14 protein-coding genes are annotated in these 13,259 nt (G+C 73.6%); 3 read left to right on the forward strand and 11 right to left on the reverse strand.

Annotation, left to right across the window (positions count from 1 at the left end; translation table 11 throughout):
• Positions 1-15 precede the first annotated feature (15 nt).
• From ACGBYP_RS13775 to ACGBYP_RS13785, 3 genes are read right to left on the reverse strand one after another with little or no spacing between them, the layout of a single operon-like run.
• Complete coding sequence (locus tag ACGBYP_RS13775) at positions 16-537, reverse strand: hypothetical protein (RefSeq protein WP_411585008.1); 522 nt, start codon at positions 535-537, stop codon at positions 16-18.
• A gap of 7 nt (positions 538-544) precedes the next feature.
• A complete protein-coding gene (locus tag ACGBYP_RS13780; RefSeq protein ID WP_411585011.1) occupies positions 545-1,129 on the reverse strand; it encodes a hypothetical protein in 585 nt (194 codons plus the stop codon).
• Positions 1,130-1,187: 58 nt separating this feature from the next.
• Positions 1,188-1,652 (reverse strand): PPOX class F420-dependent oxidoreductase, encoded by a 465-nt coding sequence (locus ACGBYP_RS13785; RefSeq protein WP_411585014.1) that lies wholly within the window; start codon positions 1,650-1,652, stop codon positions 1,188-1,190.
• Between the two features lie 98 nt (positions 1,653-1,750).
• Here ACGBYP_RS13785 and ACGBYP_RS13790 point away from each other — a divergent pair, with 98 nt between their 5' ends.
• Positions 1,751-3,136, forward strand: a complete 1,386-nt coding sequence (locus ACGBYP_RS13790) for an AI-2E family transporter (RefSeq protein ID WP_411585017.1) — start codon at positions 1,751-1,753, stop codon at positions 3,134-3,136.
• 46 nt (positions 3,137-3,182) lie between these two features.
• Positions 3,183-4,133, forward strand: coding sequence for a proteasome assembly chaperone family protein (locus tag ACGBYP_RS13795; protein ID WP_411585020.1), 951 nt, complete (start codon positions 3,183-3,185; stop codon positions 4,131-4,133).
• Positions 4,134-4,141: 8 nt separating this feature from the next.
• Here the strand turns inward: ACGBYP_RS13795 and ACGBYP_RS13800 are convergent, their stop codons facing one another.
• The 8 genes from ACGBYP_RS13800 to ACGBYP_RS13835 form a co-directional block, all read right to left on the reverse strand.
• Positions 4,142-5,044, reverse strand: a complete 903-nt coding sequence (locus ACGBYP_RS13800; RefSeq protein WP_411585023.1) for a nuclear transport factor 2 family protein — start codon at positions 5,042-5,044, stop codon at positions 4,142-4,144.
• 145 nt (positions 5,045-5,189) lie between these two features.
• Positions 5,190-6,854, reverse strand: a complete 1,665-nt coding sequence (locus ACGBYP_RS13805) for a catalase (RefSeq protein WP_411585025.1) — start codon at positions 6,852-6,854, stop codon at positions 5,190-5,192.
• Entirely contained in the window at positions 6,851-7,321 is a 471-nt protein-coding gene (locus ACGBYP_RS13810; RefSeq protein ID WP_411585027.1) for a Fur family transcriptional regulator, read from the reverse strand. Before ACGBYP_RS13810 ends, ACGBYP_RS13805 begins: the two co-directional genes overlap by 4 nt.
• 61 nt (positions 7,322-7,382) lie before the next feature.
• Complete coding sequence (gene purU / locus ACGBYP_RS13815) at positions 7,383-8,258, reverse strand: formyltetrahydrofolate deformylase (RefSeq protein ID WP_411585029.1); 876 nt, start codon at positions 8,256-8,258, stop codon at positions 7,383-7,385.
• 55 nt (positions 8,259-8,313) lie between these two features.
• Positions 8,314-9,234, reverse strand: coding sequence for a non-homologous end-joining DNA ligase (gene ligD / locus ACGBYP_RS13820; RefSeq protein WP_411585032.1), 921 nt, complete (start codon positions 9,232-9,234; stop codon positions 8,314-8,316).
• Positions 9,231-10,697: a non-homologous end-joining DNA ligase gene (gene ligD, locus ACGBYP_RS13825; protein WP_411585035.1), complete on the reverse strand. Its 1,467-nt coding sequence runs from the start codon at positions 10,695-10,697 to the stop codon at positions 9,231-9,233. Before ligD (ACGBYP_RS13825) ends, ligD (ACGBYP_RS13820) begins: the two co-directional genes overlap by 4 nt.
• A gap of 4 nt (positions 10,698-10,701) precedes the next feature.
• The gene (locus tag ACGBYP_RS13830) at positions 10,702-11,676 is read right to left on the reverse strand and encodes a Ku protein (protein WP_411585037.1); all 975 of its coding nucleotides are present in this window, start codon (positions 11,674-11,676) and stop codon (positions 10,702-10,704) included.
• Between the two features lie 184 nt (positions 11,677-11,860).
• Positions 11,861-12,364 carry a DUF1360 domain-containing protein gene (locus ACGBYP_RS13835; protein ID WP_411585040.1) on the reverse strand — a complete coding sequence of 168 codons (504 nt, stop codon included), beginning with the start codon at positions 12,362-12,364 and terminating at the stop codon, positions 11,861-11,863.
• A 237-nt stretch (positions 12,365-12,601) separates the two neighbouring features.
• On the opposite strand from ACGBYP_RS13835, the gene ACGBYP_RS13840 reads away from it, so the two are divergent.
• A complete protein-coding gene (locus ACGBYP_RS13840; protein ID WP_411585042.1) occupies positions 12,602-13,150 on the forward strand; it encodes a hypothetical protein in 549 nt (182 codons plus the stop codon).
• The last annotated feature ends 109 nt before the right edge of the window (positions 13,151-13,259 follow it).

Here is a 13,259-nt window from a genome sequence, read left to right on the forward strand (position 1 = left end):
CGCCCTCGGTGCGGATCAGGAGTGGAGCAGGACGCTGACGCCGACGCAGGCGAGGGCCCACAGGCCGCTGGCCAGGGTGCCGATGATGAAGCGCTCGGCGGCGACCGGGGCCTTGAGCTCGTTGAACCGGCCCAGGCCCTTCACCGCGACCAGCACCGGCAGGCCCTCCTTGTACTGGGCGAGCACCACCGCGGCGACGGCCGTGCGCTCGAGGACGCCGATCCAGGTGCCCCCGCGCAGCACCTCCGGGTCGGAGGCCCGGCGCCGGTCGGGGCCGCGGTCGGGGTCGGCCGCGCGGAGCACCGCGGTGGTGACCGGCCCACCGCCCAGGGCGGCCGCGGCGACCGCCAGCACGACGCCGGCGGTCTCGACCACGTCGCCGAGCCGGCCGGTGCGCCAGGCCAGCGCAGCGGCCACGGCCAGGACGGCGACCAGGAACAGCGCCCCCCGCGGACTGCGGCGGCGGTCGCTGTGCGGGGTCAGCACGGCTCCGGCGACGGCGACCACGCCGAGCAGCACCAGCACGGCGATGCTCACCGGGCGCTCACCCCGCCGCCCGGGCGAGCAGCCGCGCGGCGACCGGGTGCAGGTCGCGCTCGACCTCCCAGCTGCCGGCGGCCAGGCGCTGGCCGACCGCCTGCCGGGTGACGCCGAGCTCGGCGGCGGCCTCGACCTGGGTACGGCCGGCCTCGACCCGCTCGATGGCCTCCCAGGCCTGGGCGCTGCGCCGCTCGACCAGCGCCGCGAGCGCGGTCAGCACCGCCTGGGCGTCACCGGCGGGCTCTCCCACCACGCCCCGGACGGCGATCCGCACCGGACGCCGCTTGGCCGCCTCCACCGCCGCGCGGGCAGCGAGGAAGGCCGGGCCCGCGCCGGCACGGGTGGAGCTGGGCAGCGGCGTGTGCACCGGCCCGGCACCGATGCCGATGCTCCAGTCGCCGTCACGGACCAGCCGGCGGACGGCGTCGACCACCGCCGCGGGGTCGTCGAGGACGCCCTGGAACTCGTCGCCCGCAGTGCGCTCGAAGCGCAGCACGGTGGGCACCCCGGACAGCACGCTGAGCGCGCCGGGCACCCGGTCGGGGGCGCGGCGACTGCCCTTCTGGTCGATGGTCAACACGAACGGCACCCGGCAAGTCCAGCAGCTTGCACTGGCGAAAGCAAGGACCTGGCCTTGGCGGGTCGCGTCAGGCGCCGGTCAGCTCGGGTGGGAAGCCGCCGGTGGCCACCGGGCCCCAGCGCTCGATCGTCACCCGCAGCAGCGACTTGCCCTGGCGGGTCATCGCCGCGCGGTACTCGTCCCAGTCGGGGTGCTTACCGCTGATGGCGCGGAAGTAGTCGACCAGGGGCTCCACGGACTCGGGCAGGTCGAGCACCTCGGCCGTTCCGTCGACCTGCACCCAGGGGCCGTCGAAGTCGTCGGACAGCACGCACATCGACACCCGCGGGTCGCGCCGGGCGTTGACCACCTTGGCCCGCTGCGGATAGGTGGAGACGACCACCCGGCCCGCCTCGTCGACGCCGCAGGTGACCGGGGACAGCTGCGGACTGCCGTCGGCGCGGCGGGTCATCAGCAGCGCCTTGTGCCGGGGGCGGAGGAAGGCGAGCAGCTCGTCGCGCTCGACGCGGTCTGCGGTGGCGGTCTTCGGCATGGGGGCAACCTACGACGCGGGTGCGACAGTCCGCCGGACGCCGTGTGACGTCGCACGGTCGAGACGCCCGACGGGCCGGGATGTGCTGGGATCACCTCATGCCCGACGACCGTTCCGCCGAGCCCACCGACCAGACCAGCACCGCGGGCAGCGGAGCGACCAGCACCGGCCCCGCCGGCGAGGCCCCGGCCACCGTCGCCACCCGCGCCCCCGCTCCCGGCCCCGACCGCACCCGGCGGATGCAGGCCGCGACGCGGAGCGTGGCCATCGCCTCCGCCCAACTGATCCTCATCACCGTCGCCGTGGTGATCCTCGGCTACGTCTTCGGTGTCCTGTGGGTCGTCCTGCTCCCCGTCGTGCTGGGCCTGCTGTTCACCACGGTCATGTGGCCGGCCGCCCGCCTCCTGCGCAACCACTCCTGGCCCCCGGCGCTGGCGGCGGCCACCGTGCTGCTGTTCTTCCTGGCCGTGATCGGCGGCATCGTCGCGGTGATCGTCCCGCAGGTCGTCGGGCAGGTGGAGGACGTCGCCGACCGCTTCACCGAGGGCCTGGAGCAGGTGCAGACGTGGATCGCCGGCCCGCCGCTCAACCTCGACGACCAGCAGCTGGGCAACGCCGTGGACTCGGTGGTCAACAGCGTGCAGGCCAACGCCCAGAACATCGCCGGCTACGCGGTCACCACGGCCACCACCATCGGCAACATCCTGGTCAACCTGGTGCTCGCGCTGGTGCTGACCTTCTTCTTCCTCAAGGACGGCCCCAAGTGGGTGCCGTGGCTGGCCGCCCAGACCGGGCCGCGGGCCGCACCGCACGTCGCGGCGCTGTCCCTGAAGACCTGGTCGACGCTGTCGGAGTTCATCCGCCAGCAGGCGCTCGTCGGCTTCGTCGACGCGTTCTTCATCGGGATGGGCCTGTTCTTCCTCGGCGTCCCGCTGGTGCTGCCGCTGGCGGTGCTGACCTTCTTCGGCGCCTTCATCCCGATCATCGGCGCCGTCGTGGCCGGCGTGTTCGCGGTGCTGATCGCCCTGGTCACCAACGGCGTGAGCACGGCCATCTGGGTCCTGGTCATCGTGCTGCTGGTGCAGCAGCTCGAGGGCAACGTGCTGCAGCCGATCATCCAGGGGCGCGGGCTCAACCTGCACGCCGCCGTGGTGATCCTGGCCGTCACGGCCGGCAGCAGCCTGGCCGGCATCATCGGCGCCTTCCTGTCGGTGCCGGTCGCCGCGCTGATCGCGGTCTTCTACCGCTACGGCCGCGACCAGCTCGACGGGCTCTCCCCCGAGGTCGCGGCCGACGGCACCAGCCAGCAGCTGGCCGGCGACTCCTCCGGCGCCCAGCTGGTGCGCCGCAAGGCGGAGAAGGTGGAGACCGAGCCGATGGTCAACCCCGACTCCGAGGGCGCCGAGGACGCCGGCACCACCCCTGAGGGCCACCGGGTCGGGGTCATCGGGAATGCCGCGCGCAGGCTGCGCCTTCACCGCTGACAGGCCCCCGTCCCCCGCGGAGGCAGTCGATCCAGGAGGAGAACCCGTGCCGCAGCGACCGGAGGACCTCGTCGAGGTCCTCCCCCCGGCCGAGCCGTTCCTCGTCCGTGAGGCCTCGGTCCGCTCACCCGACCAGCGCCGCGGGCTGGTGCTCGTGCACGACCTGGCCGGTGAGTTCGACGCCGCCCACGCCGGCGCCCTCGCCGGCGCGCACCTGCTCGACGCCCTGCCCCACGAGGTCATCGCCCGCTTCGACGCCGACGCCCTGGTCGACTACCGCGGCCACCGGCCGCGGATCGTCTTCTCCGGCGACCGCTACGAGTCGATCGTCTCCCCCGAGATCGCGCTCTACGCGCTCGAGGACGACGCCGGGACGCCGTTCCTGCTGCTGCACGGCGCCGAGCCCGACTTCGCCTGGGAACGCTTCGTCGCCGCGGTCATCGGCCTCGTCGACCGGCTCGGGGTGACCTCGGTGGTCGCGCTGCACGCCTTCCCGATGCCGGTGCCGCACACCCGCCCGGTGACGGTGACCGCGCACGCCACGCGCCGGCAGCTGATCGAGTCCTACCCGGTGTACTGGGGCGAGATGCGGGTGCCCGGCAGCGTCGGCGCCCTGCTGGAGCTGCGGCTCGGCGAGGCCGGCGTCGACGCCCTGGGGGTGGGTGCACACGTCCCGCACTACCTCGCCCAGGCCACCTACCCCGCGGCGTCGCTCACGCTGCTCGAGCACCTGGAGTCCCTCACCGGGCTGCACGTGCCGACCGAGACGCTGCGCGAGGCCGCCGAGGCCAACCGGACCGAGGTCGACGAGCAGATCGCCCGGTCCAGCGAGAACACCGCGGTGGTGGCGGCCCTCGAGCAGCAGTTCGACGACTTCACCGCCTCGCGCGAGGACACCGGCCTGCTCGGCTTCGGCGGGCAGATGCCCAGTGGTGAGGAGCTGGGCGCGCAGATCGAGCAGTTCCTGGCCGAGCAGGACGACCGCCCGACCGACTGACAGGCCGGTCAGAGGTCGTCGAGCGGGTCGCCGACGTCCATCCGGGTGATCAGCCCACCGCGCAGCGTGTACGTGTGCAGCACCGTCGCGCCGCCGAGCAGGTCGCCGTCGAGGTCCCGCACGGTCTGCTGCACGAGCACCTCCACCCGGCCGTCGGGCAGCTCCCGCACCCGGCGCGGCACCGTCTCCGCCACGGTCACCGCCCACTGCTCCAGCCAGTGGGACCGGACGGCGGCGGCGCCGCGCACCCGGCCGCCCTGCAGCACGTCGGGCCAGTCGACGTCCGGCGCGAACCCGGCCATCAGCCGGTCGACGTCGCGCGCGGCCAGGGCCTCGTAGAGCGCGGCGACCCGGTCCGTGTCCCGGGCCGTGGCAGCGTCCTCGCCCTCGATCGGCCGGCCGACGGTCAGCGCGTCGCGCAGCGCGGTGGGCAGGGCCGCGTACCCGGCGTCGGGCAGGGTGCCGGTGGCATCGAGGACGCTGCTGAAGAACATCCGCGCCGAGGCGGCCAGGACCACGTCGAGGACGTCGTCGTCGCTCAGCCCGGCCGCCCGCGCCCGCGCCACGTCGGGCCGCTGCATCGTCGCCGCGCCCGCGGCCACCCGGTCGGCCAGCTCCACCACCGCCACCTCGGCGTCGGTCAGCCCGGCGGCCCGCGGGTCGCGCACCAGGGCCACCACCGCGGCGTCGTCCAGGTGCTGCTCGGCGAGCACCTGCCCGTGGGCCAGTGCGCAGTAGCTGCACCGCAGCCGCAGCGCGGCGGCGACGGTGGCGAGCTCGTAGCGCCGCGGGTCCATCTGCGCCTTGATCGCTCCGTTGAGCTGCTGCCAGGCGGCGAGCACCTCGGGACGCCGGGCGAACACCCGGGCGTGGTTGGGGTCGGTGCCCGGCGGTGTGTCGATCCAGCTCATCTGCAGCTCCCCTCGCCTGCCGGCGTCCTGCCCACCGGCGTTGCCCCGTCCCGGTGCGACCGTAGCCATCCGGACAGCACTGCGGGCCACGACCGGGAACGGTCGTGGCCCGCAGGTGGTGCGGTGGGGGGTCAGCCCCGGTGGGTCACTGGGCGAGGACGACGCGCTCGTTGGGCACGGTGTGCGTCATCGTCAGGCCGGTGACGTCCCGGGGGCCGTTCTTCCCCAGGTTCGCCGCACGCTGCAGCTCGTCCTCCGACAGCGTCTGCGTCTGCAGCGGCTCCAGGCCACGGACGTCGTCCGCGCTGATGCCCAGGCCCTCACCGACGCGGGCACCCAGCTCGTCGTCGCACATGAAGAAGTGCCACACCATCCGCTGCTGGACCTCGGGGATCGCCTGGCCGATGAGCGTGACGAAGTTGGCGACCAGGTCGTCCTTCTCCCACTGCTCCATCAGCTGGTAGCGCTGACCGGCCTGGGTGTAGTCGTTGGTGCGCTCGATCCGCTTGCGGGTGAGCCGGCCGGTGATGACCGGGCCCTGCTCGTCGTGCGTGGGGTAGGTGTCCTCACGCAGGCCGCCGGTGATCGACGGCTCGTAGTTGACGTGCGGGTTCTGGCCCGGGCCGAGGTCGACGCCGAAGGACATCTGGCCGCCGCGCTGGTTGGTCTGCACGACCGCGTTCTTCGCCGAGTTGACCGGCAGCTGCAGGTAGTTCGGGCCCACCCGGTAGCGCTGCGCGTCGGAGTAGGAGAACGTGCGGCCGACGAGCATCTTGTCGTCGGAGAAGTCCATCCCGTCGACGAGGACGCCGGTGCCGAACGCGCTCTGCTCGTTCTCGTTGTGGTGGTCGTCGACGTTGCGGTTCAGCGTCATCGTGCCGACCAGCTTGGGCTCGAACTCGTTCTCCGGCCACACCTTGGTGTCGTCCAGCGGGTCGAAGTCGAGCTCGGGGTGGTCGTGGTCGTCCATCAGCTGGACGTAGAGGTCCCACTGCGGGAAGTCGCCGCGCTCGATGGCCTCGAAGAGGTCCTTCGAGGCGTGGCCGAGGTCGCCACCCTGGATGACCGCGGCGTCGGCGTCGGTGAGGCTCTTGACGCCCTGCTTGGGCTGCCAGTGGTACTTGACCAGCTTGGTCTCACCGGCGGCGTTGACCCACTTGTAGGTGTTCACGCCGAAGCCCTGCATGTGCCGGTAGTCGGCCGGGATGCCCCGCGGGGAGAACAGGTTCACCAGCATGTGCATCGACTCCGGCGTCTGCGACATGAAGTCGAAGATGCGGGCCGGCTCCTGGCGGAAGCTGATCGGGTCCGGCTTCAGGGAGTGGATGACGTCGGGGAACTTGATGGCGTCGCGGATGAAGAACACCGCGAGGTTGTTGCCGACGATGTCCCAGTTGCCGTCCTCGGTGTAGAACTTCACCGCGAAGCCGCGCGGGTCGCGCGCCGCCTCGGAGGAGTCCCGGCCGCCGATGACGGTGGAGAAGCGGATCGCCAGCGGCGTCTTCTTGCCCGGGGCGTTGAACAGCTTGGCGCGGGTGTAGCGCTCGATGGGCTCGTCGCCCCACTGCCCGGTGGCCTCGAACTCGCCGTAGGCCACGAAGCCGCGGGCGTGCACGACGCGCTCGGGGATGCGCTCACGGTCGAAGTGGCTGATCTTCTCGAGGAACTGGTAGTTCTCGAGGGTCGCCGGGCCACGCGAGCCCACCGTCCGCGAGTTCTGGTTGTCGTAGACCGGATGGCCCTGACGGTTGGTCAGGATCGGCCGGCTCGCCTCACTGGCGGCCGGGCCCTGCGATGCGACGTCGGTCATGCTCCCACTCCCTCTCCGCTGGTTGTACCTGTTGCGTACCCGGGCCGACTGCGCTGTACCTGACAGTCGGCACAGAGACCCCAGAAGACGACCTCGGCCTCGTCGACCGCGAATCCCGCCGCGTCGGAGGGGGCCAGGCACGGGGCCGCCCCCACGACACAGTCGACGTCGGCGACCGCGCCGCACCCCCGGCAGACCAGGTGGTGGTGGTTGTCGCCCACCCGCAGCTCGTAGAGCGCGGGCCCACCGGCCGGCTCGATCCGCCGGGCCAGGCCACTGCCGACCAGCGCCTTGAGCACCCCGTAGACCGCCTGCGGCGAGATCGAGGGGTGCACGGCGCGGGCCGCGGTGGCGATGGTGTCGGCGTCGACGTGCGGGTGCTCGGCGAGCACGCCCAGCACGGACAGCCGGGGGCGCGTCACACGCAGCCCCGCCGCCCTCAGCTGGTCGTCCCAGGCCGTCTCCATGCGTCCACCCAACCGCGTTGTCTTGACTCAGTCAAATCAAGACCGGATGAACGTCACCCGGCTAGGCGAAGACGATGGTGCGGTCGCCCTCGACGATGACGCGGTCCTCCACGTGCCAGGTCACGGCCTGGGCCAGCACCTGGCGCTCGACGTAGCGGCCGATCCGGCGCATGTCCTCGACCGTGGCGCGGTGGTCGACCCGGGCGACCTCCTGCTCGATGATCGGGCCGGCGTCGAGCTCCGCGGTCACGTAGTGCGCGGTCGCCCCGATCAGCTTCACGCCCCGGTCGTGCGCGGCCCGGTAGGGGTTGGCGCCGACGAAGGCCGGCAGGAAGCTGTGGTGGATGTTGATCAGCCGCTCGGGGAACCGGCTGCAGAAGTCCGCCGACACGATCTGCATGTAGCGGGCCAGCACCACCAGGTCCACGTCGCCGACCAGTTCCAGGGCGCGGGCCTCGGCGGCCTCCTTCGTCCCGGGGGTGACCGGCACGTGGTGGAACGGGACGCCGTGCGCCCGGGCCACCGGCTCGAGGTCGGGGTGGTTGGAGACCACGGCGGCCACCTCGGCGCGCAGGTCGCCGGAGCCCACCCGGTAGAGCAGCTCCTGCAGCACGTGGTCGGTCTTCGACACGAACACCGCCACCCGCGGCCTGCGGGCCGCCGCGGTGAGCCGCCAGGTGAACTGCCACTCCCCCGCCAGCCCGGTCAGCGCCGCCTCCAGCTGCACCCGGCGGGTGGCCAGGTCGGCCAGCACGAACTCCAGCCGCAGGGTGAACGTGCCGCCGACCGGGTCGGACGAGTGCTGCTGGGACTCGGTGATGTTCGCGCCGGCGTCGGCCATCAGCCGGGACAGGACGGCGACGATGCCGGGCCGGTCGGGGCAGCGGACGACGAGCCGTCCGACGTCGGCGAGGCTGACATCCGAGGGCGCTGACATGCGCGAGATCGTGGCAGAGCCGCCGCGCGCGACCGGCAGGGGCCCGGTCGGGACCTCAGGCAGCGGGCAGCGACGCCCGGCGGCGGGCACCCACGTCGAACAGGTCGCCGTGGGCCTCGACGCGGGCCAGCACGTCGTCGGTGCGGAAGCGCACCGCCTCCGGGTCGCCCCCTTCGCGCAGGGCGTCCACCTCGGCCCAGTGCAGCGGCGTGGAGACGGTTGCCAGCGGCCGGGCACGCAGCGAGTACGGCGCGACCGTCGTCTTCGCGGTGTTGTTCTGACTCCAGTCCAGCAGCACCTTGCCCGGCCGCAGCGCCTTCTCCATCCGCCAGACCACGCGGTCGGGGGTCTGCGCGCTCAGCTCCTGGGCCAGCGCCTTGGCGTAGCGGCTGGGGTGGTCGGCGTCCCGCACCCGGATCGGCGCGTACACCTGCAGCCCCTTGGAGCCCGAGGTCTTCACCACCGGGTCCAGGCCGTCGTCGACCAGCCGCTCGCGCAGCCGGTGCGCCAGCTGCGCGCACTCGACGACGGTCGTGCCCGGCCCCGGGTCGAGGTCGAGCACGAGCAGGTCCGGCAGCTCCGCCCGGCCGCGGGCGCCGACCTGCCACTGCGGCACGTGCACCTCCAGCGCGGCCAGGTTGGCCGACCAGACCAGGTCCGGGACGGCGGTGAGCAGCACCATCTCCAGCGTCTCGCGGCCCCGGGTCGAGCCGGGCGAGGGCACGGTGACGGTGCGCACCCACGGTGGGGAGTGCCGGGCGTTGTTCTTCTCGAAGAACGCCTGCCCCTCCACCCCGTTCGGCCAGCGGGTGAAGGTGACCGGCCGCTGCGCGACGTGCGGCAGCAGCACCGGCGCGATGCGGACGTAGTAGTCGATGACCTGCGCCTTGGTGAACCCGACCTCGGGGAACAGCACCTTGTCCAGGTTGGACACCTCGAGCTCGCGCCCGTCGATGTGCACCCGCTGCCGGGTCACGGCTCCACCACCACGTCGTCCGGGTCGAGGTCCTCGCGCAGGCCGCGCCACGCGGGGTGCCGCAGCCGCCCCTCGCGGGTCCACTCGCCGAACGCGACCTCGCCGACCAGCGCCGGCTCCACCCAGTGCGCGTCGCGGGTGACCTCGCGCGGCAGGGTGTCGGCGAACGGGGACGTCGCCCGTGCGGTGAGCAGCGGCGCCAGGTCGGCCAGCGCCCGCGCGGTGAACCCGGTGCCCACGTGCCCGGCGAACACCAGCCGCCCGTCGTCGTCGTGCACGCCCAGCAGCAGCGAGCCGATGCCGCCGGCCCGCCGCCCCGCGCCCGGTCGCCAGCCGCCGACGACGACCGACTGGGTGCGCAGGTTCTTCACCTTCCGCCAGTCCGGCCCCCGCCCGCCGGGCCGGTAGGTCGAGTCCAGCCGCTTGGCGACCACGCCCTCCAGCCCGTTCTCGCGGCTGGCCGCCTGCACCTGGTCGCCGTTGCCGACGAACCACGGGGTGGTCACCCACCGGTCCCCGCTCACGCCGAGGGCGTCCAGCCGCGCGCGGCGCTCGGTGTACGGCAGGTCGAGCAGGCTCTCCCCGTCGAGGGCGAGCAGGTCGAAGACCAGGTAGCTGACCGGCGCCGCGGCGGCCATCCGGGCGACCTCGGGCCCGGTGCGGTGTATGCGGCCCTGCAGCAGCCCGAAGTCCGGCCGGCCGGCGGCGTCCAGCGCCACGACCTCGCCGTCGAGGACTGCGTCGTGCCCGGCCAGCGCGGCGGGCAGCGGGCCGAGCTCGGGGTAGGTGGCGGTGACGTCGTTGCCGCTGCGCGCCCGCAGCCGCAGCCGGCCCGCCCGCACGTGGGCCAGGGCGCGGACGCCGTCCCACTTGAACTCGTACCCCCAGCGCGGGTCGTCGGCGGGCGGCAGCTCCCCGATCGCGGCGAGCATCGGCGCCAGGTCCTCGGGCACGCCGGCCACCGGCTCCGCGGTGACCGGGTCGGGGTCGAGCTTGCGCAGGTCCCAGGTGCCGTCGGGCAGCCGGAACAGGACGTAGCGCCCGCTCAGCCGCTGCCCGTCGAAGGCGACGGTGACGTGGTCGGCGGCCCACTTCTCGGTGGCGTACCGGCCGGCGTCCCAGATCGTCGACACGCCGCCGCCGTACTCACCGGCGGCGATGGTGCCGGAGAAGGACGCGTACTCCAGCGGGTGGTCCTCGGTGGGCACGGCGAGCCGGTTGACCCCGGGCTCCAGCGGCGGGCCCTTGGGCACCGCCCAGCATCTGAGGACGCCGTCACGCTCGAGCCGCAGGTCCCAGTGCACCCGCTCGCCGGTGCGGCCGCGCGGCGTGTGGTGCTCGTGGACGACGAAGGTGTCGTCGTCGCCCACCGGCAACGGCTGCCCGGCCGGCGGGACCGGCTCGGCGGTGCGGGTCGGGTCGCGCCTGGCCCGGTAGGTGGCCAGCGGATCGGCGGCGGCCACCGCGTCAGGCGGTCTTGCGGGCCCGGGACGCGCGCTTGGCCGGCTTCGCGGGCTCCTCGTCGGCCTTCGCGGCGGCCTTCTTCGCCGGTGCCCGCTTCGCCGGGGCCTTGGCGGGCGCGGCCTTCTTCGCGGCGGCCTTCTTCGCCGGGGTCTTCGCGGGCGGGGCGTCGTCCGTCGCGTCGTCCGGTGCGGCCTCCGGGGCGGTACCGCCGGCGCGCTCGACGCTGCGGCGCAGCGCGCTCATCAGGTCGACGACCGCGCCGCCGCCGGTGTCGGCGGTCTCCGGGGCGGCCTGCACCTCGCCGCCGGTCTGCTTGGCCTCCAGCAGCGCCTGCATCGCCTCGCGGTAGTCGTCGGTGAAGGCGCTGGGGTCGAAGTCGCCGGCCATCGTCGAGATCAGCGACTCGGCCATCGCGAGCTCCTGCGGCCGGACGGCGACCTCGTCGTCGAGGAAGGCGAACCCGGGACGGCGGATCTCGTCGGGCCAGCGCATCGTGTGCAGCACCAGCACCCCCTCGCGCACCCGCAGCGCGGCCAGCGACTCGCGCTGCCGGATCGCGATCTTGGTGATCGCCACCTGGCCGGCGTTCTCCAGCGCGGTGCGCAGCAGCACGTAGGGCCGGGTCGCGACGCCGTCGGGCTCCAGGTAGTACGTCTTCTCGAAGTGGATCGGGTCGATCTGCTCCTGGTCGACGAACTGGAGCACCTCGATCTCGCGGGTGGTGACCAGCGGGAGCTCGTCGAAGTCCTCGTCGGTGAGCACCACCAGCTGCCCGTCGGGGAGCTCGTAGCCCTTGGCGATGTCGTTGTACTCGACCGTCTCGCCGTCGACGGAGCACACCCGCTGGTACTTCACCCGCCCGCCGTCGGTCTTGTGGACCTGGTGGAAGCGGATGTCGTGGTCCTCGGTGGCCGAGTACAGCTTCACCGCGATGGAGACCAGACCGAAGGAGACCGCACCGCGCCAGATCGACCGCATGCTCGGACCCTCCGTCCCCCGGGGCCCCGCGGCACCCGACAAGATCACAGGATAGGTGCGCGGGCGCCCCTCCGGCAGCCCGAACGGTCACGCTGCGCAGTGGACCACCCGGAGGGGTGACCGGCCCGTCGCGTCCTGCACGTCCGCGATGCCCACAGACCGGCCACGCAGGGTGACCGCCGGGTCAGTCCTCGTCGCCGCCGGACATCGCCTGCTGCTGCAGCGCGTCGTAGGCGAACTGACCGACGTCGGCCACCGCGACCATCGTCATGGTCAGCGCCGCCAGCCGGGTGGCCTGCGGCACCGTCGCGTAGCCGAACACCAGCGCGGTCGCCGTCCACTGGGCCAGGCAGAACGGGCAGGTCACGAGCTCGCCGACGGCGTGCTTGACGCCGCCGTGCTCGCGGATCCCCTCGGCGATCTCGGCCTCGCCGGACTGCCCCTGGAACGAGGTGAACGGCGCACGCAGCGGGCTGGTGACCGGGTCCTTGGCGATCGTGCGGGCGATCCGGAAGGTGGCGACCGTGAGCAGCACCGCGTCGCCCAGCGGGATGCGCCGGGGCAGCTCGCGGCCCGAGGCGCGCACCGCGGCGGCGCCGGCGGCCGTCAGCGTCAGGTACGTGCCCATCGCCCCGAGCAGGCCACCGAGCGGGCGGTCCTCCTCCGGGGAGTACGCGTGCTTCTGCACCCTCGCCCACCGTCGCACCGGTGACGTCAGCTTCTGGACCTCGTCCGTGATCGCCATGCCGGGGCTGTTACCCGGTGGGCCGTCGGCCATGCCGTCGCCGGCGCGAGACGTGCGACGCATGGCGGCAGGGCGCCCGGGTAGGTGGTGATCACGACGCCGGTCACCCGACCGGCTCCCCCGTCCCCGACGGACGGACGAGCGCGCCCAGCCGCGGGCGCGCAGAACGGAGGCACCGCCATGACCGCACCCGACGCCCCCCTCGACCAGGCGGCCCTCGACCAGGCCGCCCGCGACGGCGACCTCAACGACGCGGAGTTCCCCGACGACGAGCGCGGTGTCACCGGCGCGCGCGACGGCGTCACCGGCGACGTGGGTCCCGAGGGCCAGACCGCCCGCGACGTCTTCCCCGAGGACGACGGCGTGCCCGAGGTGTCCCAGGACGACAGCCCGACCATGGCCCGCGCCGAGGACCCGGAGTTCGCCCCCGAGCCCGGTGACCGGGAGACCCACCAGACGGTCGACTTCGGGACGACGGCCGCCGAGCAGTCCGAGGGCGAGTCACTGTCGGGCCGGCTCGAGCGCGAGGTCCCCGACGACGCCGAGGACGTGCGCCCCGCTGAGGACCCCGACCGCGCCTTCGCGCAGCTCGACGAGGACCAGGACACCGACGACCTCAGCGACTCCGGCACCAACCGGACCGGCGATGACGTCGAGGCCTTCGCCGACGCACCGGTGGGCGGGGAGAGCGCCGAGGAGGGCGCCGTCCACGTCATCCCCGGCACCTGACCGACCGGGGCTCAGGGACCCGGGCGGACCCCGCCCGGGTCCCTGAGTGGTGCCGCGATCATGCCGCGACTAGGTTGGGCGCCACGGTTGAGCAGCCAGCCGCTGCCTG

This window comes from Modestobacter sp. SSW1-42, from assembly GCF_046635825.1.
Lineage (GTDB): Bacteria > Actinomycetota > Actinomycetes > Mycobacteriales > Geodermatophilaceae > Modestobacter.

Bases quoted from the DNA above. Each gene is read 5' to 3' on its own strand.
- ACGBYP_RS13810 (WP_411585027.1), bottom strand. From the start codon at position 7,321: ATGGAGACGGCCTGGGACGACCAGCTGAGGGCGGCGGGGCTGCGTGTG.
- ACGBYP_RS13830 (WP_411585037.1), bottom strand. From the start codon at position 11,676: ATGCGGTCGATCTGGCGCGGTGCGGTCTCCTTCGGTCTGGTCTCCATC.
- ACGBYP_RS13840 (WP_411585042.1), top strand. From the start codon at position 12,602: ATGACCGCACCCGACGCCCCCCTCGACCAGGCGGCCCTCGACCAGGCC.
- ACGBYP_RS13790 (WP_411585017.1), top strand. From the start codon at position 1,751: ATGCCCGACGACCGTTCCGCCGAGCCCACCGACCAGACCAGCACCGCG.
- ACGBYP_RS13785 (WP_411585014.1), bottom strand. From the start codon at position 1,652: ATGCCGAAGACCGCCACCGCAGACCGCGTCGAGCGCGACGAGCTGCTC.
- ACGBYP_RS13800 (WP_411585023.1), bottom strand. From the start codon at position 5,044: ATGAGCTGGATCGACACACCGCCGGGCACCGACCCCAACCACGCCCGG.
- purU (WP_411585029.1), bottom strand. From the start codon at position 8,258: ATGTCAGCGCCCTCGGATGTCAGCCTCGCCGACGTCGGACGGCTCGTC.
- ACGBYP_RS13805 (WP_411585025.1), bottom strand. From the start codon at position 6,854: ATGACCGACGTCGCATCGCAGGGCCCGGCCGCCAGTGAGGCGAGCCGG.